Genomic DNA, 19,593 nt, shown 5'->3' with positions numbered 1-19,593 from the left:
GGAACAACGTTCCAGAATCACCTGTCCAACCGGGGTCATCAACGCTACTCTGCTCGATTCTCCAAAGACCGTCGACCCCACTACCCAGGATCACTGACCCATGCTGAAAAAAATCGCCTTCTTTGCCGGTTCCGTTTTGTTCGCCGCCAACCTGATGGCCGCCGAGCCCGCCAAGGCGCCCCACGTTTTGATCACCACCACCAATGGCGACATTGAAATCGAACTGGACCCGGTCAAGGCGCCGATCAGTACCAAGAATTTCCTCGCTTATGTCGACAAAGGTTTCTACACCAACACGATGTTTCATCGCGTGATCCCGGGCTTCATGGTCCAGGGCGGCGGGTTCACCCAGCAGATGTCGCAAAAGCTGACCGAAGCATCGATCAAGAACGAAGCCAGCAACGGCCTGCATAACGTGCGTGGCACCTTGTCGATGGCGCGCACCAATGACCCGAACTCGGCCACCAGCCAGTTCTTCATCAACGTGGCCGACAATGCCTTCCTCGACCCCGGGCGCGATGCCGGTTACGCGGTATTCGCCAAAGTGGTCAAGGGCATGGACGTAGTTGATGTCATCGTCAATTCGCAGACCACCACCAAGCAAGGCATGCAGAACGTGCCGATCGATCCTGTTTTGATCAAGTCGGCCAAGCGCATCGACTGAGGTCTGCAGGGAACTCCGCACGTTGCCCACAAGGCAACGTGCGCATTTGAAAGGAGAGCCCGCACAGCGGGCGTCAAACCTAATGCTCTATCGTCGCTTTGAACAACTGATCGACATTTTCCGCGACCCCCCAAGCGAAGCCCCGCCCGATAAAGTCCTGCCCTTCTACCTCTACTACCTGCGCCAGGTGTGGCCGTGTTTTGCCGCGCTGTTGGTGGTGGGCCTGATCGGTGCGCTGATCGAGGTTGCGCTGTTCAGCTACCTGAGCCGCATCATCGACCTGGCCCAGGGCACGCCACCCGCGAATTTCTTCCAGGTGCACAGCACCGAGCTGATCTGGATGGCCGTGGTCGCCCTGCTGCTGCGGCCGATTTTCAACAGCCTGCATGACCTGCTCGTGCACCAGACCATCAACCCCGGCATGACAAGCCTGATCCGCTGGCAGAACCACAGCTATGTGCTCAAGCAGAGCCTGAATTTCTTCCAGAATGATTTTGCCGGGCGCATTGCCCAACGCATCATGCAAACCGGCAACTCGTTGCGTGACTCTGCGGTGGCAACAGCAGAGGCCATCTGGCACGTGTCGATCTATGCCATCACCTCGCTGGTGTTGTTTGCCGAGGCCGACTGGCGATTGATGATTCCGTTGATCATCTGGATCGTCTGCTACTGCCTGGCATTGCGTTACTTCGTACCGCGGGTCAAGGAGCGTTCGGTGATCTCTTCCGAAGCACGCTCCAAACTCATGGGGCGCATCGTCGACGGCTACACCAACATCACCACCTTGAAGCTGTTTGCCCATACGCAGAATGAGCAGGAATACGCCAAGGAAGCGATCGTCGAGCAAACCGAAAAAACCCAACTGGCGGCGCGCGTGCTCACCAGCATGGACGCGGTCATCACCGTCCTGAACGGCCTGCTGATCGTCACCACCACCGGCCTGGCCCTGTGGCTGTGGACACAGTCGCTGATTTCCGTAGGCGCCATTGCACTGGCCACCGGCCTGGTGATTCGCATCGTCAATATGTCCGGCTGGATCATGTGGGTGGTCAACGGCATTTTCGAAAACATCGGCATCGTGCAGGATGGCCTCAAGACCATCGCCCAGCCGCTCGCGGTGGTCGACCGCGCCGACGCTCCGCGCCTGACAGTGCCCCATGGTCTGGTGCGCTTCGAGCAGGTGGATTTCCACTACGGCAAGCAGAGCGGGATCATTGGCGGCCTGAACCTTGAGATCAAGGCCGGGGAAAAGATCGGCCTGATCGGCCCGTCCGGTGCGGGCAAGTCGACGCTGGTCAACCTGCTGCTGCGCCTCTACGACCTGCAGGGCGGACGCATCCTGATCGACGGCCAGGACATCGCCGAAGTCGCCCAGGAAAGCCTGCGCGCGCAGATCGGCATGATCACCCAGGACACCTCGCTGCTGCACCGCTCGATCCGCGACAACTTGCTGTATGGCAAGCCGCAGGCCACCGACGAAGAACTCTGGGCCGCCGTGCACAAGGCGCGCGCCGACGAGTTTATCCCGCTGCTGTCGGATTCCGAGGGCCGTACCGGGCTGGATGCCCACGTGGGCGAACGTGGGGTGAAACTCTCCGGCGGGCAACGCCAACGGATCGCCATTGCTCGCGTGCTGCTCAAGGACGCGCCGATCCTGATCATGGACGAAGCCACCTCAGCACTGGACTCCGAGGTGGAAGCCGCGATCCAGGAGAGCCTGGAAACCCTGATGCAGGGCAAGACCGTGATTGCGATTGCGCACCGACTGTCGACCATCGCACGGATGGACCGCTTGGTCGTGCTGGAAAAAGGCCGGATCGCCGAAAGCGGCAGCCACGCCCAGTTGCTGGCCCATGGCGGGTTGTACGCGCGGTTGTGGCAGCACCAGACGGGCGGATTCGTCGGCATCGATTGAAGCCATCGAGACCCACACTGCTCAAAATGTGGGCGTGGGCGTGCTCAAGCCGGCTCCCACATTTGATCGCTTTGCATCAGCGGCATTTGCACCGAGCGCCAGTCCCCACAGGGGCTGGCGCTTTTTTCATGCCCTGGATTTGTGTCAAAACCGTGCTGTAATCAGTGCAGTGCCCAGAGGGGCGCTGAAGTAAATCTGCAGGGAGCATCACTGATTTACTGATTCGGTAGAGCGATCTATCAAGGATGTGTCGTATGTCGTTGTTCAAACGTTCAGTCACAGAGGGCTTGGGTACGTTTTGGCTGGTGTTGGGCGGTTGCGGGAGTGCGGTGCTGGCCGCAGCGTTTCCCGCGGTCGGGATTGGTCTGTTGGGCGTCGCGCTGGCATTCGGGTTGACGGTGCTGACCATGGCCGTTGCGATCGGCCATATCAGCGGCTGTCACCTCAATCCGGCGGTATCGGTAGGGCTGGTAGTGGGTGGGAGGTTTCCAGCCAGGGAGTTACCGGCGTATATCGCTGCCCAAGTCATTGGTGGCGTGATCGCCGCCGCGCTGCTGTACTTCATCGCCAGCGGCAAACCCGGCTTTGAGCTGGCGGGCGGCCTGGCCTCCAATGGCTATGGCGTACATTCACCGGGCGGCTATTCGATGGTGGCGGGTTTTGTGTGTGAGCTGGTGATGACCACGATGTTTGTATTGATCATCCTCGGCGCCACCGACAGCCGCGCCCCGAAGGGCCTCGCGCCCATCGCCATCGGCCTGGCGTTGACCCTGATCCACCTGATCTCCATTCCCGTCACCAACACCTCGGTCAACCCGGCCCGCAGTACCGGCCCGGCACTGATCGTGGGCGGGTGGGCGATCCAGCAGTTGTGGATGTTCTGGCTGGCGCCGATTCTGGGCGCGGTGATCGCAGGCGTGGCGTATCGATGGCTGGGCAAGCCCCCGCCGGCCTGAAGGAAACAAGGTCAGCCCTGCCGGTAAGGCAGCGCTGACCTCGCCTCTTCGGCATACGCCAGAATCCCCACCCGTTCGCGCTCGAGGAAATCCTGCACGGCGTTTTTCAGCCCTGGATGGCGCAGGTAATGCCACGAATGGGTGATCACTGGCTCAAAGCCACGAATCAATTTGTGCTCGCCTTGGGCGCCAGCGTCGAAGCGTTGCAGGCCGTGGGCGATGGCGTAGTCCATGCCCTGGTAGAAACAGGTCTCGAAATGCAGCCGATCGAACTCCGCCAGGCAGCCCCAGTAGCGGCCGTAAAAACTGTCACCGCCGATCAGGCTGAACGCCATGGCCACCGGGCGTGAGCCCTGTTTGGCCAGTACCACGCGGATCGACTCGGGCATGCGCTCGGCCAGCAGGCTGAAAAACGCCCGGGTCAGGTAGGGCGTCTGGCGGCGTACCGCGTAGGTGTTGGCGTAGCAGGCGTAGACGAAATCCCACTGGGCTTCGCTCAGCTCATGGCCCTGCAACCATTCGAACTCGATGCCCTGCCCCGCCACCTGCTCGCGTTCTTTGCGCATCTGTTTGCGCTTGCGTGAACTGAGGGCGTCGAGAAAGTCCTGGAAGTCGCGGTAGCCACGGTTCTGCCAGTGGAATTGGCAGCCCAGGCGCTGCAACCAGTCGGGTTGCCGGGCCATTGCGTCGTCGGCCAACGCGTCGGTGAAATTGATATGTGCGCTGGAGAGCCCTTCGATTTCCAGGTAACCGGGCAGGCTGCTCAGCAGCTCGAAGCCGTCCTCGGCATTGGCGGCCAACAGCCGAGGGCCGCTGACCGGGCTGAACGGCACGGCCGTCAGCAGCTTGGGGTAGTAGTCGATGCCGGCGCGCGCGCAGGCGTCGGCCCAACCGTGATCGAATACGTACTCGCCATAGGAATGCCACTTGCGATAACCGGGCAACGCCGCCACCAGCCGATCGCCTTCCCAATGCAACAAATGCTCCGGTTGCCAGCCCGATTGGGGCCCCAGGCTGGCACTGTCTTCCAGCGCGCTCAGGAACGCGTGTCGCACGAACGGCTGGGCCTGGGGCGCCAGGGCGTCCCAGACCTGCGGGGCAATTTCGGACAGGCTGTCCAGGCGTTGCAACGGCATCGGCATCCTCACTGTTTCTTGGCGTGAAAGCCTGGCGAGTATCGCCTATCACAGCCCCGCACACACCTCGAAAAAGCCGGACAGAGCTCAAGACCGATAGTTCCATGGACAGACGAATTGTCATGTAGATGAAATCACTTAGCCACTACTCCGTCATAAACCATCGCGATACTGACGCCTGTTTTTAGAGCATCTGGTTTGCCAGGTGGCCTTTTTTCCGTCCGTCATCGGTCGGTTGTGTCCTGGGGGGTGGCTATCCCTCCTCACTTTCGGAGATTGATATGCGTCTTGCTTCCACTAAAACTGCGGCGGCCCTGTGTGGCGGCCTGTTGCTGGCCCTGAGCGTTCCGGCCAGCGCTGCAGTCGACGCCAAGTTGCTCGACATGCTCAAGGCCAACGGCCAGATCACCGCTTCGCAGTACACCGAATTGCAAAACGAGTTGGCCAAAGACCAGAAAGAACAGCAGATTGCACGGCAAGCTCAACAGGAAACCAACGAACAGATCGCGGCCACCGCGAAAAAAACCAACGAGCTGAGCAGCTTCGACCAGAAGCTGGCCTGGGCCGCCAAGACCCAGTTCAAGGGCGACGTACGCTTTCGCCAGGAAACCATCAAGATCGATGGCGAGCCCAACAACGGTGGGCGTGACAAGGACCGTCAACGCATCCGGGCCCGCCTGGGCGCCTACACCGAGATCAACCCGCAAGTGGACACCGGTATCCGTATCGCCACGGGCGGCGGCGACGATGCGCGTTCCACCAACCAGGACCAGGATGGTTACTTCGATAAAAAATCGATCTGGCTGGACCTCGGCTACATCGACTACCACCCGGACCAGATCAAGAACCTGCACGTGATCGGCGGCAAGATGATGCAGCCATGGGTAAGCATGGGCGACGTGATCTGGGATGGCGACATCAACCCTGAAGGCCTGGCAGTCACCTACAAATACCCGCTGGGTAGCAGTGCCGAGTTGTTCGGTAGCCTGGGTAACTACAACCTCAAGGACAACGTCGATGGCGACGGCGTGCAATTTCGCCACGACCTGCGCCTGACATCCGGCCAGGTGGGCACGCGTTTCTCGGTTACCGACAACCTGAAAATGACCCTGGGCGGCAGTGTCTACGCTTACCAGAACGACAAGGACAGCCGCTGCACGACCACCACCACGCCTTGCGCGCTGGCAGTCAACGGCAACTCGGCCAACGGTGAATTCCGCCTGTATGAAGGTTTTGCCCAAGCCGATATCGGTGGCCTGGCAGTGCCTCTGGCGTTCTACGGCCAGTACGTGAAAAACAACGATGCCGTGACCGATCAGGACACCGCCTGGTTGCTGGGTGCCAAATCCAAGGTGTTCGGTTTCAATCTGGACTACAACTACCGCGACACGCAACGTGACGCAGTCGTGGGCGCCTTCACCGATTCGGACTTCGCCAACGGCACCACTGGTTCGCGTGGTCATAAGATGAAGGTCAGCTATGACATCGACAAGAACTTCGCCCTGGGCGCCACGTACTTCCTGACCAAGGCTGACTACGCCAGCCGTACCCAGCGTGACGCCAACACCAACACATTGCAGTTGGATGCTGAAGCCAAGTTCTAACTTCAGGTAACAGTACGAAAAATTATCAGGCTACAGGCTCAAGGAAGAGCACGTTACTTGCAGCTTCAAGCGCCGCGCTTGAAGCAGCTTCGCAGGCAGGCTTGCGGGGACGCATCAATCCCCATCATCCGTTCGATGCACCCACGCAAGCCTGCATGCCCCCCGCCATCATTGATCCTTGAGCCGCTCGGCAGCCAGCCGTTCAGCCAAGGCATCCAACTTTTCCACCGGTTCTTCGTCCGCCTGCGGCATTACCTTCAGCGTCGCCTGCATCAAGCGCATCTGACGGATATAGCGCCGGCAGTTGGCACAGAACATCAAGTGATGACGTACCAGCAGGCGCTCGCGCAGGGTCAGTTGCCCATCGAGATGATCACTGGAACGTGCCACAAGTTCTTTACACGTCAACATTCGCCCGTTTCCTCAAAATGCTCCACCGTGGCGAAGACTTTAAGCCGTGCTCGATGCAGCAGCACACGGACATTGGACAGAGAGAGCGTCAGAACATTACAAATGTCCTCCAGCTCAAGCCCCTCACGCTCACGCAACAACAAGACGCCGCGTTGCAGGTCGGACAGGTTCAACAGTGTGTGCTCCAGGCATTTGCGCAGTTCCTCTTCGGTTAACAACGCTTCAGGAGTGTCCTGATGCCAGGCATACGGGGCGACGGCCCAGTGGCCGTCATCCGGTGTGAAGCGCTCATCACCCAGCGTACCGTGGGGCGCAGGCAAGTCGTCGAGCAGTACTTCGCGGCGATTTTTGTTGTAGCGGCCCTTGGCGGCGTTGGCGGTAATGGTGAGCAGCCATGTCTTGAGGCTGGAACGCCCCTCGAACCTGGCCAGGTTGCGCACGACCGACAGCCAGGCGTCCTGCACCACTTCGTCAACGTGGCGCTGGCCGACAATGGCATAAGCCACTGCACGCATAGCACTCTGGTAGGTGGTAACCAGTTCTTTATAGGCCCGTTGCTCACCTTTGAGCAATCGTTCCAGCAGGTAGGCGTCGTCTGCTGCTGCCATAGGAAAACCTCTTAGTGACCGGTAAGCCCTCGCGTTGTTGGCCGAGAGATAACTCGCGATGGCCGCCACATTAACCTATAGAAATTGAACCACAGCAGTACGACCGCTCCTATGCATTTGTAGGAAGACTCCCAAGGCCTGCCAGCACCAGGTTTAGCGCTTGCGCAAGATCACGCTGCCGATCGAATAACCGGCGCCGAACGAGCTGAGCACCGCGACGGAGCCCTTGGGCAAATCGTCCTGATAGGTGTGAAACGCGATCACTGAACCCGCCGAGCTGGTATTGGCGTAGGTATCGAGGATCACCGGCGCTTCTTCCACCGACGCCTCGCGGCCCAGCAATTTCTTCACGATCAGGTGGTTCATGCTCAGGTTGGCCTGATGCAGCCAGAAGCGCTTCACATCGGTGACGTCCAGCTGGTTTTCCGCCAGGTGCGCACCGATCAGCTCGGCCACCATCGGGCAGACGTCGCGGAACACCTTGCGGCCTTCCTGCACGAACAGTTTGTCCGGCGCGCCAATACCTTCTTCCGCCGTGCGGTTGAGGAAACCGAAGTTATTGCGGATGTTGTTGGAGAACTTGGTCAGCAGCTTGGTGCTCACCACGTCGAACTGGTGCTCGGAGGTCGCCAGGTCGGCACGCTCGAGGATCACCGCCGTGGCGGCATCACCAAAAATGAAGTGGCTGTCGCGGTCACGGAAATTCAGGTGGCCGGTGCAGACTTCCGGGTTGACCATCAGGATCGCCCGGGCCTGGCCCAACTGGATGCTGTTGGCGGCATTCTGGATACCAAAAGTGGCCGAGGAACACGCCACGTTCATATCGAAACCAAACCCCTGGATACCCAGGGCTTCCTGAACCTCGATGGCGATGGCCGGGTAAGCGCGCTGCAGGTTGGAGCAGGCGACGATCACGCCGTCGATATCGGCGGCGGTCTTGCCCGCGCGTTGCAGAGCCTGTTCGGCGGCGCCGACGGCCATCTGGCAGAGCACCGACCATTGCTCGTTGCTGCGCTCGGGCAAGCGTGGGGCCATGCGCCGCGGGTCAAGAATACCGTCCTTGTCCATCACGAAACGGCTCTTGATGCCCGACGCTTTTTCGATGAACGCCGCACTGGACTCAGTCAGCGCCTGCACGTCACCGCGCTCGATGGCAGCGGCGTTTTCGCTGTTGAACTGCTGCACATAGGCATTGAAAGACTGCACCAGCTCTTCGTTGGAGATGCTGTTGGCCGGGGTGTACAGGCCAGTGCCGCTGATGACGACGTTATGCACGGTCGTTCCTCTAAATCTGTCAGGCAGAAGATATTGGTACCGTCGTACCAAACTGTAAGTCGTTCGATTCCGTCCAGCGAGGATCGAACTGGCAAAACTTTAATTCGTCTTGTAGCCGCGAAGTTTGCCACAACGCCGGTGATTTGGCCCCATCTTAGCCATAAGCACCTGAATTACCGTGGGAGCGAGCAAGCCCGCTGCCCCACTGCATCTGCTTCATCCTGGCAACCAGGTTAGGCTTCAGGGCTCGACCTGACTCCATTGCTTGCTCAAACGCTTATCGGAAATCGGCACCTTGGTTCCCAATTGCTGGGCAAACAACGACACCCGGTATTCCTCCAGCCACCAGCGATAAAGCTCCAACTGCGGATCGCGCTTGCCTTCCTGGGCGTGTTTGTTCAGGCGGTTCTGGTACTGCGCCCAGAGGCCACTCAACTCGGCGCTCCACACACGGTCCTTCTGCACCTGGCCTGGCAGTTTTTCCAGGCGCAACTCGATGGCCCTCAGGAAGCGCGGCAGCTCCTTGAGCCATTGAGCCGGCGTCTCGCGCACAAACCCTGGGTAGACCAGGTTGCTCAACTGCTGCTTGATATCGTTCAAGGCCACCGCCTGGGCCAGGTCGATCTTGCCTTTGAAGCGTTTTTGCAGGCCATGCCAGAGTTTCAGCACTTCCAGGGTCAGGCGCGCCACACGCTCGGCCTGCTCGGCCCAACCGCCACGCTTGCGCTCGGCCAGCGCGGCCAGCCCGGCGCCATCGCGCGGCAAATTGGCTTCGCCCTCCAGGACGCACATGTCGAGGCTGGCGAGCAGGATATCTTCCACCAGCGCATCGACACGTCCCAGTTCGCGATACATCAGGCCCAACTCGGTCAGCCCCGGCAGTTTACCGCGCAGGAATTTCGCCGGTTCCGCCAGTTGCTGCATCAGCAGGCGCTGCAAGGCGCGACGGTGCTGGAATTCGGCCTCGGCGGCCGTGGAGAAACGCCCTTCCTTGACCGTGCCGTTTTCTTCGACCAGCGCCGGGTACACGGTCATCGACAGGCCGGCGATGTTTTGCTGGGTTTTTTCAGCCACGGGCGCGAACACTTTGGCTTGCACCGGCTGTTGGCTTTTCGCGGTTTGCGGCACAGCCAAGGCGGCCTGGCTGGCTTCGGCGAAACGCGCCGTCAACTCGGCCAGGTCACGGCCTTCGCCGAGGAACTTGCCTTGGCCGTCGACCACTTCCAGGTTCATCTTCAGGTGGTTTTCCACCTGCTGCGCCGCCTCGGCCCAGGCTTCATCGCTGACCCGCGCACCGGTCATGCGCAGCAATTCGCGGCCCAGCGCCTGGGGCAGCGAGCCCTGGCCAAACTCGATACGTTGCAGCGCCGCCTTGACGAAATCCGGCACCGGCACGAAGTTTTTGCGCAGCGCTTTCGGCAGGTTACGCACCAGGGCGATGCACTTGGCTTCGATCACTCCCGGCACCAGCCACTCCAGGCGCTCGGCGGGCAAGGCCGGCAACAGCGGCGCCGGCACGCGCAGGGTCACGCCGTCACGCGGGTGGTTGGGTTCGAAGTGGTAACTCAAGGCCAGGGCCAGGTCGCCCAGGTGCAGGGTGTCCGGGTAATGCGCCGCGGTGACTTCACTGGCTTCGCGGGCCAGCACGTCTTCCTCGCGCATGATCAACAGTTGCGGGTCTTTCTGGCTGTTGACCTTGTACCAGCTGTCGAAGGTGGCCGTCTGGTGGATCTCTGCCGGCAAGCGCGCATCGTAGAAGGCGTAGAGGGTTTCCTCGTCGGCCAGGATGTCGCGGCGGCGCGCCTTGGCTTCCAGCTCGTCGAGTTGCTCCAGCAGTTGCTGGTTGGCCGTCAGGCACTTGGCTCGAGACTGGATCTCGCCGCGCACCAGCCCTTCGCGAATAAACAGCTCACGGGACACCACCGGGTCGATCGGCCCGTAATGTACCGGCCGGCGTCCCACCACGATCAGCCCGAACAACGTGATCTGTTCAAACGCCACGACCTGGCCGCGCTTTTTCTCCCAATGCGGTTCGAAGTGGTTTTTCTTGATCAGGTGCCCCGCCAGCGGTTCGATCCAGTCGGCGTCGATCTTGGCCACCATGCGCGCATACAGCTTGGTGGTTTCCACCAGTTCGGCGGTCATCAGCCATTGCGGGCGTTTTTTGCCGATGCCCGAAGAGGGATGGATCCAGAAACGCCGCTGACGGGCACCGAGGTAGTCGCCGTCTTCAGTCTTCTGGCCGATCTGGCTGAGCAAGCCGGACAGCACCGCCTTGTGCAATTTCGGGAAATCCGCCGGTTCCTTGTTGATGGTCAGCTGCATGTCGCGGCAGATCAGGCTCAACTGGCGATGGGAATCGCGCCACTCGCGCAGGCGCAGGTAGTTGAGGAAGTTCTTGCGGCACCAATTGCGCAGCGGGCTGGCGGTCAGTGCCTGGCGCTGCTCTTCAAAACCGCGCCACAGATTGACCAGCCCGGCAAAATCCGAATCCGGATCTTTCCACTGCGCATGGGCCTGATCGGCGGCCTGCTGACGTTCCGGCGGGCGCTCGCGCGGGTCCTGGATGGACATGGCGCTGGCCACGATCAGCACTTCCTGCAAACTGCCCAACTTGGCGGCTTCTAGCAGCATGCGGCCCATGCGCGGGTCAACCGGCAAGCGCGCCAGTTGGCGGCCCAGCGGTGTGAGCTGGCTGTTACGGTCCACCGCCGACAGTTCTTGCAACAGGTTGAAACCGTCGCTGATGGCCTTGCCATCCGGCGGTTCGATAAACGGGAAATCGGTAATTTCACCCAGGCGCAGGTGCAGCATCTGCAGGATCACCGCCGCGAGGTTGGTGCGCAGGATCTCAGGGTCGGTAAATTCCGGGCGCCCGATAAAGTCTTCTTCGCTGTACAACCGAATGCAGATGCCCGGCTCGACCCGGCCGCAACGGCCTTTGCGCTGGTTGGCGCTGGCCTGGGAAATGGCCTCGACCGGCAGGCGCTGCACCTTGGCACGGTAGCTGTAACGGCTGATGCGCGCGGTGCCGCTGTCGATCACATAACGAATGCCCGGCACCGTCAGCGAGGTTTCCGCGACGTTGGTCGCCAGGACTACGCGCCGGCCTGGGTGTGATTGGAAAATGCGCTGTTGCTCGGCCGGTGACAGGCGCGCATACAGCGGCAGGATTTCAGTGTGCTTGAGCTGCGCCTTGCGCAGCATCTCGGCGGCGTCGCGAATCTCGCGCTCGCCGGGCAGAAACACCAGCACGTCGCCGGGGCTGCGCCGTTCGCTGCGCTCATAGGCAGCGATTTCGTCGAGGGTGGCGAGGATCGCCTGATCGACGGTCAGGTCGTCTTCGACGCGGTTGCCCTCCTCGTCCTGTTCCAGGGTCAGGGGACGATACCAAGTGTCGACCGGGAACGTACGGCCCGAGACCTCGACAATCGGTGCATCGTCAAAGTGCTTGGAAAAGCGCTCCAGGTCGATGGTCGCCGAGGTGATGATGACTTTCAGGTCCGGGCGGCGCGGCAACAGCGTCTTGAGGTAACCCAGCAGGAAGTCGATGTTCAGGCTGCGCTCGTGGGCTTCGTCGACGATGATCGTGTCATAGCGTTCCAGATACCGGTCGTTCTGGGTTTCCGCCAGCAGGATACCGTCGGTCATCAGCTTGATCAGCGTATTGGAATCGCTCTGGTCCTCGAAGCGCACTTGGTAGCCGACCAGCGCGCCCAGCGGCGTGGCCAGCTCTTCGGCAACTCGGCTGGCAACGCTGCGCGCAGCGATCCGGCGCGGCTGGGTATGGCCGATCAGGCCGAACTGGCCACGACCGATTTCCAGGCAGATCTTCGGCAACTGGGTGGTTTTACCCGAGCCGGTCTCGCCGGCAATGATCAGCACTTGATGCTTGTTCAGCGCTTGCTTGATCTCATCGCGCTTGGCCGCGATCGGCAGGCTGTCGTCGTAGCGAATCACCGGCAGGCTCGCACGCCGCGCCGTGACCTGGGCGCAGGAGGCCTGCATGCGCGCCACCCACTGCGCCAGCTTTTCCTCATCGGGCTTCTTGCGCAGCTCGATCAACTGGCGACGCAAGCGATGGCGGTCGGCGAGCATGGCGTGATCAAGGTTTTTCAGCAGTTGGTCGATAGTGGGTGCTTGGTCAGTCATCAGGGCGAAAAAAGTCTTTTAGTAAGGCAGGGGAGGATTGTCGCAGATTTCAACCCGCCATGAGATGTCCCATCACGTGGCAATGGTCTCTGTACTCAAGCAAATGGCGAATTTTACTACATACCTTTGGATCTTCTTCTCACTATTGGAAAGCGAAAGTCCGATTTGATGAATGAGATACCCGCGTTTCAATAAGCCTCCAGATACGTCTGGCCAATCAGAACGTCCATTGAGAATAGAGAGCTTAATATGCCAATCGACTCCGTTACGCCGCGCCTGCCGAACTACTATGAAAGCCTGCGGTCCCAACCGCGCTCGGCAGATACGCAGCCACCACCGAGCTATGAATTCCCTCCGCCCTACACGGAGAAGCCATCCTCAACATCAAGCAACAACCAGGAGCCGCCAACTAACCTGACGGCGACTAGAATCGCGAGCCCCCAATTTTCAGGCCAGGCATCAGCAGGAATGAATATCCTGAGCTCTTTAAGCTCTTCATCTGGTGGCGGGACGACGGCTTCTGCCCGACCTGAATGTGCAATCGCCTGACGCCTCGCAACCTAAGACGTGAGCTACAAGCACCGCGCCGTCTACGAGCGATTACATTCCTTGCGCCGATACACAAACACATCGATCAATTTGAATCGCCTTTTGCAGGACTGCGCTCCAATTTCATATCAGAGAATTCCTATGCCAATTGACTCCAGCCGTTACGCCAGCGGCTCTCAAAACTATTCTGATCGATACGGCAGTAAACACCAGAGCATCGCGCCCCAGAGCCATTCGACACAAGGTTCCTGGAAACAATCGTCCAGCAGTTCCAGTTCATCGACACCGTTGCTCAACAACCAACCCTATTCCATGATGAGCCCATCTAAACGACAACAGTTTGATCAGGCCAAGACAACCAAAGACGCCCTGGAAAGGTTACCGACAGACTTCCCGACGCCCGCCTTACCCAAAACGGCTTATCAGGCCCCCATCAGCCTCTTGGAACAGAGGATCAAGAATCTTGAGGTTCGCTCTGAAAGCCATAATCCGCTGACCAAACTGAGTCATTACCGCGAAGATAAAAAAACCGATAAAGCGTTTAATAAAGAAATGGTGACGCTGTACAAACAAGCGCGTGACGTACAGACCAACGGCACCAACCCAACCGACAAGAACCGCGCAAGCAATATCACCGACCAACTGACAGTGATGGGAAACGGCCAACCCTGGCTGGAACAAGTACGAAAAGAAAATCGCAAAGGCGGTTTTTAGTCTCCCCCGCACTTCAATAGCATCAAGCGCAACGCTCACTCTTTATGAGTGAGCGTTCTCTCTGCGTCGATACGGAAACACATCAATCACCTTCCCCGCTCGAATCGCCTCCTGCAGCCCCTTCCAGTAATCGGCGTTATACAACTCGCCATGCAACTCATCGAACAGCCTGCGCTGGACGGCGTCGGCAAACAGGAACGGTGGAAACTCCTCAGGGAACACATCCAGCGGACCAATGGAATACCAAGGCTCCGAAGCCATCTCATCCTCTGGAGTACGCGGTGCGGGGATGTGGCGGAAGTTGGCTTCGGTCAGAAAGCAGATTTCATCGTAGTCATAGAACACCACCCGGCCGTGACGGGTGACGCCGAAGTTCTTCAGCAGCATATCGCCGGGGAAGATATTCGCCGCGGCCAATTGCTTGATCGCCAAGCCATAGTCTTCCAGCGCTTCGCGCACCTGGGCGGGGTTGGCGTTCTCGAGGTAGAGGTTGAGCGGCGTCATGCGCCGTTCGGTCCAGCAGTGACGGATCAGCACGGTGTCGCCCTCCACTTCGACAGTGCCGGCGGCCACCTCCAACAACTCGGCGAGGCAGTCGGGCTCGAACTTGCTCAGGGGAAAGCGGAAGTCGGCGAACTCCTGGGTATCGGCCATGCGCCCCACGCGGTCGACACTTTTGACCAGGCGGTACTTCTCGATCACCGTGGCGCGGTTGACGTTTTTCGACGGTGAGAAACGGTCCTTGATGATCTTGAACACGGTGTTGAAGCCCGGCAGGGTAAACACGCTCATGACCATGCCACGCACGCCCGGCGCCATGATGAATTGATCATCGGTGGTGGCCAGGTGGTTGATCAGCGCGCGGTAGAACTCCGACTTGCCGTGTTTATAGAAGCCGATGGACGTGTACAGCTCGGCGATGTGCTTGCCGGGCAGGATGCGCTTGAGAAAGTCGATGAACTCCGCAGGCACGGGCACGTCGACCATAAAATAGGAGCGCGTGAAGGAAAAGATGATCGACACGTCGGCTTCGTCAGTGATCAACGCGTCGATCTGGATACCCCGCCCTTCGCGGTGCAGCAATGGGATCACCAACGGCCATTGTTCGTCGCGGGTGTAGATACGTCCTACGAGGTAGGCGCCTTTATTGCGGTAGAGCACCGAGGAAAACAGCTCGACGTTCAGGCCCGGGTCTTTGCACACCCAGTCCGGCAGGTTTTCCCGCAGTTGGGCTTCCAGGCGTCGCAGGTCGGCGGGCAGGTCGGCGTAGGGTTCACTGAAGCGGTAGTCCGCGAAAATCTGCGCGAGCATCTGCGCCATGTTGCCGGCAGGCGTGTAGAGGCGGGTTTGCGCCGCCCGCGCCCGACGCTGGCTGGGACGCGTGGTATGGATAAACATGCAGCCGTCGCTGATCAGGTCATGGCTGAACAGGCTGCAGAACACCGAGTTGTACCAGGTTTCGGACAGCTCATCGTCAAAGCGCAGGTCGATCAGACCGATGTAGGCACTTTTCACCAGAGGCCACAGGTCGATGTCCTGCAACGTGCCCGCATCGAAAGCGGCCCGCAGACGCGCCGTGACCTCACCTACCTTCTCTTCATACAGGTTGATGCGCGCCGCCGATGCCGCCTGCCCTTGCTGCCACTGGGCCTTTTCGAAACGCTCGCGAGCGCCATCGGTGATCTGGCGAAAGTGCTCACGGTAGTCGTCGAAACCGTCGAGGATCATCCGGGCGATAGCGAGGGCGGGCTGCGACATGCGGAAAACCTCGAACGGGTAGCTGGAAGCCCTGAGCTTAGCCAGTGAACCGAGGCAGGAGAAGAAGGATTTTTCATCGACAGCGGTACTTAGCGATTGTGTCGACCGGAACGCTGGGCAACACTCCCCCGCCTGATTGCGTAGGAGTTTTCCGTGAGACCTGTCGACACCCTGTACTTGCTGGGACTGGCTGCCATATGGGGTGCGAGTTTCCTGTTCATGCGTATCATCGCGCCGGAAATCGGCACCGTGCCCACCGCGTTTTTCCGCGTATCGATCGCTGCCGCCGGCTTGCTGGTGATCCTCGCGATGATGCGCGTGAGCTGGGACTTCCAGGGCAAGTTCAAGACTGTCTTGCTGTTGGGCGTAATCAACTCCGGGATTCCGGCCACCTTGTACTCGGTGGCCGCGCAGGTATTGCCGGCGGGTTATTCGGCCATTTTCAACGCCACCACGCCACTGATGGGCGTGCTGATTGGCGGGATGTTTTTCAGCGAACGCCTGACGCCGTCGAAAATCGCCGGAGTGTGCCTGGGCCTGTTCGGTGTAGGGGTACTGACGCGCGCGGGGCCGGTGGCATTCGACATGCAACTGTTAACGGGGGCGCTGGCGTGCTTGCTGGCCACTACGTGCTATGGCTTTGCCGGGTTTCTCGCACGGCGCTGGCTGGATCAGCGCGGCGGGCTCGACAGCCGCCTGTCGGCCCTGGGCAGCATGCTCGGCGCGACGTTGTTCCTGCTGCCGTTGTTCGCTTACAGCGCCATCAGCCAGCCGCCGGCGAGCTGGGGTGGGTGGCAGGTGTGGATATCGTTGCTGGGGTTGGGCCTGGTGTGTACGGCCTTTGCCTACATTCTGTACTTTCGCCTGCTGTCATCCATCGGCCCGGTCAAGTCGATGACCGTCACCTTCATGATCCCGCCGTTCGGCGTACTGTGGGGCGCGTTGTTGCTGGATGAGCCGCTGTCGATGGCCCACGTATATGGCGGGGTGTTGATTGCCGGGGCGCTGTGGCTGGTGTTGCGCCCGCAAAAACTGTAGGAGCGACCAAGCTCGCTCCTACAGGGCTGGGTTTTAGTTCTTACGGAATACGAACACCAAACCGACGATGATCAGCGCCATCCCCAACAGGCTCAACAGGGCCAGCCGGTTGCCGAAGATCAGGTAGTCCATTACCGCCGTCACCGCCGGAACCAGATAAAACAAACTGGTGACATTCACCAGATTGCCGCGGGCGATCAGCCGATACAGCAACAGTGTCGCCAGCACTGACACCACCAAGCCCATCCACAGCACCGGCAGGTAGAAGCCCGCATCGTGCTCAAAGTGAAAGGGCTGGAACGGCACGAACACTGCGCACAACAGCATCCCGACCAGGTATTGCAACGGCAGTGTGCCCAACGGGTTGTCGGTGATGCGCTTTTGCATGATCGAGCCAAACGTCATGCTCGCCAGCGCCAGCAGCCCGAACAGCATCCCGGCCAGGGACATGCCCGCCAGCCCGATGCCCTGGTACACCACCATGATCAACCCGGCCAGCCCCAACCCCAGGCCGAACAGCCGACACCAGGAGCGCTGGCGCTCCATCAGCACCACCGTAAGGATCGGCTGGACGCCCATGATGGTCGCCATCACCCCTGGAGTGACGTTGAGGTCCAGGGCCAGCAGATAGAAAATCTGATAGGCCCCCAACAACACCAGGCCCGTCGCCGCCGCATACAGCATGGGCTTGCCGGGACGTGGCAGCTTCAACTTGAGGATCGGGACCAGCACCACCAACCCGATCAGGGCGATGGCAAACCGGATCAGCAGAAAGGCAAAGGGCGAAGCATGCGCCAGGCCCAATTTGGAGAAGATCGCCCCGCTGCTCCACAGCAGAACGAACAAGCTCGTCGAGGCCGCCGCGGCCACGGATTGTTTCGAAAGAACAGACATGAGTTACCACCTGTCATCAGGCAAAAAAGCCGACTCAGCAAGAACTGAATTTCAGTAGGTTTTTTTCAGGCAGGCACAGGGTGTCAGCGAATCGCTGATCAGCCCGAAATGCCAACACCCGGCGGTGATACGACGACGTACACCGGCGTGCTACTGACAGGTGGGGGGTAGTGACTGATCTGCGCAGGCTGCTTGGCCCCGCACGGCACGACCACAGCGTTGACCGCTGAATCGACTACCGCTATGCGCTGGGAAGCTGGCATGTGCTGATCTTTTTGAAGGGATAAAGACGCGACGACTATAACCAGGCGCAAACATACTTTGCAATGCTTTGTGCCCTGCGTTGTGAGTGGAGGCGTTTCACCGCGCTTATATCCGGCCTCGTGCATGTGGGTGCGGGTTGGCAGTGGGTGATACTGGCGAGTATTGCCGGAGTCGGTTAAGGCCTGGCGTATCGCTTTGGCGGGCTCGGCGCGGCGATTGCCATGCACTTTGGCGTGAATCTGCTTCACTTCGGTCTGTTCACTTACCCGATGCTGGCCGGCTGATCTGCCGCGGCGCTCGCCGTGGGATTGTTGCAAAAATAAGTTAAATAAATGCCCGGCATGGCCGATACCCCCTGAAAGCCTTGCGGATTTAACTATCATGCGTAATAACCAACCCGTTACCCAGCGCGAACGCACCTTCCCCGCTCAGCAACGGTTGATCTCCACCACAGACGCCAAGGGTGTTATTACCTACTGCAACGACGCCTTCGTCGAAATCAGTGGGTTCACCCGCGACGAACTGATCCGCGCTCCGCACAATCAGGTGCGGCACCCGGACGTTCCAGCGGCGGTGTTCGCGCACATGTGGTCCACGCTCAAACAAGGCTTGCCATGGATGGGCATTGTAAAGAATCGCTGCAAGACCGGTGATCACTACTGGGTTAACGCCTATGTGACGCCGATCTTCGACGGCAGCCAAGTGGTCGGCTACGAATCGGTGCGCATCAAGCCCACCGCCGAGCAGATCCGCCGGGCCGAAGCGCTCTATCAACGCATCAACCAGGGCAAGTCGGCCGTTCCCCAGCGGGACAAGTGGCTGCCGGTGCTGCAGGACTGGCTGCCCTTCATCCTGGTCAGCCAGTTGAGCTTCATGATCGGCGCCACCCTCACTTCCCAGTGGGGATTTGCCCTGGCGGCCGGGCTGTCGGTGCCGCTGGGCCTGCTGGGCCTGGGCTGGCAGCAGCGCGGCCTCAAGCGTTTGCTGCGCCTGGCCGAGCAGACCACTTCCGACCCGTTGATCGCGCAGATGTACACCGACAGCCGCGGCGCACAGGCGCGACTGGAGATGTCGATCCTCAGCCAGGAAGCGCGCCTGAAGACCTGCCTTACCCGCCTGCAAGACACCGCTGAACACCTCAACGACCAAGCGGCACGGTCCAACACCCTGGCGCACAACAGCTCCAGCGGCCTGGAGCGCCAACGCGTGGAGACCGAACAGGTCGCCACTGCGGTCAACCAGATGGCGGCCACCACTCAGGAAGTCGCCAGCCATGTGCAGCGCACGGCAGACGCCACCCAGGAAGCCAATCGCCTGACCAGTCGCGGTCGCGATATCGCCGGGGAAACCCGCGAGGCGATCCAGCGCCTGTCGACGGCGGTGGGCGAAACCGGCGCCACCGTCACGCAATTGGCCAAGGACAGCGACGAAATCGGCGGCGTGGTGGACGTGATCAAAGGCATTGCCGACCAGACCAACCTGCTGGCATTGAACGCCGCCATCGAAGCGGCACGCGCCGGTGAAATGGGCCGTGGGTTTGCGGTGGTGGCTGATGAAGTCCGCCAACTGGCGCAGCGCACCGCCGAGTCGACCGGGCAGATCCATGCCCTGATCGCCAAACTGCAACACACTGCCGCCGCCGCCGTGCAAACCAT

At 60.2% G+C, this 19,593-nt stretch carries 14 protein-coding genes and 1 pseudogene; 8 read left to right on the top strand and 7 right to left on the bottom strand.

Features of this window, described 5'->3' with window-relative positions; genetic code table 11:
- Positions 1 to 100 precede the first annotated feature (100 nt).
- From Q1V60_RS09760 to aqpZ, 3 genes are all read left to right on the top strand, one after another.
- Positions 101 to 664: a peptidylprolyl isomerase gene (locus tag Q1V60_RS09760; protein ID WP_300629723.1), complete on the top strand. Its 564-nt coding sequence runs from the start codon at positions 101 to 103 to the stop codon at positions 662 to 664.
- A gap of 82 nt (positions 665 to 746) precedes the next feature.
- On the top strand, positions 747 to 2,579 hold the full coding sequence (locus Q1V60_RS09755; protein ID WP_300629721.1) for an ABC transporter ATP-binding protein: 1,833 nt from the start codon (positions 747 to 749) through the stop codon (positions 2,577 to 2,579).
- A 254-nt stretch (positions 2,580 to 2,833) separates the two neighbouring features.
- A complete protein-coding gene (gene aqpZ / locus Q1V60_RS09750; protein ID WP_300629719.1) occupies positions 2,834 to 3,535 on the top strand; it encodes an aquaporin Z in 702 nt (233 codons plus the stop codon).
- A gap of 11 nt (positions 3,536 to 3,546) precedes the next feature.
- On the opposite strand, the gene Q1V60_RS09745 is transcribed toward aqpZ, so the two are convergent.
- On the bottom strand, positions 3,547 to 4,671 hold the full coding sequence (locus tag Q1V60_RS09745; protein WP_300629718.1) for a GNAT family N-acetyltransferase: 1,125 nt from the start codon (positions 4,669 to 4,671) through the stop codon (positions 3,547 to 3,549).
- A gap of 281 nt (positions 4,672 to 4,952) precedes the next feature.
- Here Q1V60_RS09745 and Q1V60_RS09740 point away from each other — a divergent pair, with 281 nt between their 5' ends.
- On the top strand, positions 4,953 to 6,275 hold the full coding sequence (locus Q1V60_RS09740) for a putative porin (protein ID WP_300629716.1): 1,323 nt from the start codon (positions 4,953 to 4,955) through the stop codon (positions 6,273 to 6,275).
- A 168-nt stretch (positions 6,276 to 6,443) separates the two neighbouring features.
- Here the strand turns inward: Q1V60_RS09740 and Q1V60_RS09735 are convergent, their stop codons facing one another.
- The 4 genes from Q1V60_RS09735 to hrpA form a co-directional block, all read right to left on the bottom strand.
- Complete coding sequence (locus Q1V60_RS09735; protein ID WP_300629714.1) at positions 6,444 to 6,686, bottom strand: zf-HC2 domain-containing protein; 243 nt, start codon at positions 6,684 to 6,686, stop codon at positions 6,444 to 6,446.
- The gene (locus Q1V60_RS09730) at positions 6,680 to 7,294 is read right to left on the bottom strand and encodes an RNA polymerase sigma factor (RefSeq protein ID WP_300629712.1); all 615 of its coding nucleotides are present in this window, start codon (positions 7,292 to 7,294) and stop codon (positions 6,680 to 6,682) included. Before Q1V60_RS09730 ends, Q1V60_RS09735 begins: the two co-directional genes overlap by 7 nt.
- A 153-nt stretch (positions 7,295 to 7,447) precedes the next feature.
- Positions 7,448 to 8,569, bottom strand: coding sequence for a beta-ketoacyl-ACP synthase III (locus Q1V60_RS09725; protein WP_300629710.1), 1,122 nt, complete (start codon positions 8,567 to 8,569; stop codon positions 7,448 to 7,450).
- 240 nt (positions 8,570 to 8,809) lie between these two features.
- Positions 8,810 to 12,721 (bottom strand): ATP-dependent RNA helicase HrpA, encoded by a 3,912-nt coding sequence (hrpA, locus tag Q1V60_RS09720; RefSeq protein WP_300629708.1) that lies wholly within the window; start codon positions 12,719 to 12,721, stop codon positions 8,810 to 8,812.
- A 690-nt stretch (positions 12,722 to 13,411) separates the two neighbouring features.
- Between hrpA and Q1V60_RS09715 the strand changes: the two genes are divergently transcribed.
- Complete coding sequence (locus Q1V60_RS09715) at positions 13,412 to 13,984, top strand: hypothetical protein (protein WP_300629706.1); 573 nt, start codon at positions 13,412 to 13,414, stop codon at positions 13,982 to 13,984.
- A 42-nt stretch (positions 13,985 to 14,026) separates the two neighbouring features.
- Here the strand turns inward: Q1V60_RS09715 and aceK are convergent, their stop codons facing one another.
- The gene (aceK, locus tag Q1V60_RS09710) at positions 14,027 to 15,742 is read right to left on the bottom strand and encodes a bifunctional isocitrate dehydrogenase kinase/phosphatase (RefSeq protein ID WP_300629704.1); all 1,716 of its coding nucleotides are present in this window, start codon (positions 15,740 to 15,742) and stop codon (positions 14,027 to 14,029) included.
- A 153-nt stretch (positions 15,743 to 15,895) separates the two neighbouring features.
- Between aceK and Q1V60_RS09705 the strand changes: the two genes are divergently transcribed.
- Positions 15,896 to 16,780 (top strand): DMT family transporter, encoded by an 885-nt coding sequence (locus Q1V60_RS09705; RefSeq protein WP_300629702.1) that lies wholly within the window; start codon positions 15,896 to 15,898, stop codon positions 16,778 to 16,780.
- Positions 16,781 to 16,813: 33 nt separating this feature from the next.
- On the opposite strand, the gene Q1V60_RS09700 is transcribed toward Q1V60_RS09705, so the two are convergent.
- Positions 16,814 to 17,674, bottom strand: a complete 861-nt coding sequence (locus Q1V60_RS09700; protein ID WP_300629700.1) for a DMT family transporter — start codon at positions 17,672 to 17,674, stop codon at positions 16,814 to 16,816.
- Between the two features lie 365 nt (positions 17,675 to 18,039).
- Between Q1V60_RS09700 and Q1V60_RS09695 the strand changes: the two are divergent.
- A pseudogene (locus Q1V60_RS09695) lies at positions 18,040 to 18,222 on the top strand (CPBP family glutamic-type intramembrane protease); the annotation flags it as partial.
- Positions 18,223 to 18,319: 97 nt separating this feature from the next.
- The coding region (locus Q1V60_RS09690; protein ID WP_300629698.1) for a PAS domain-containing methyl-accepting chemotaxis protein at positions 18,320 to 19,593 on the top strand (1,274 nt) is incomplete at its 3' end.

It is taken from the genome of Pseudomonas sp. (assembly GCF_030147005.1).
Lineage (GTDB): Bacteria > Pseudomonadota > Gammaproteobacteria > Pseudomonadales > Pseudomonadaceae > Aquipseudomonas.
This window is presented reverse-complemented; position numbering and strand designations above follow the sequence as displayed.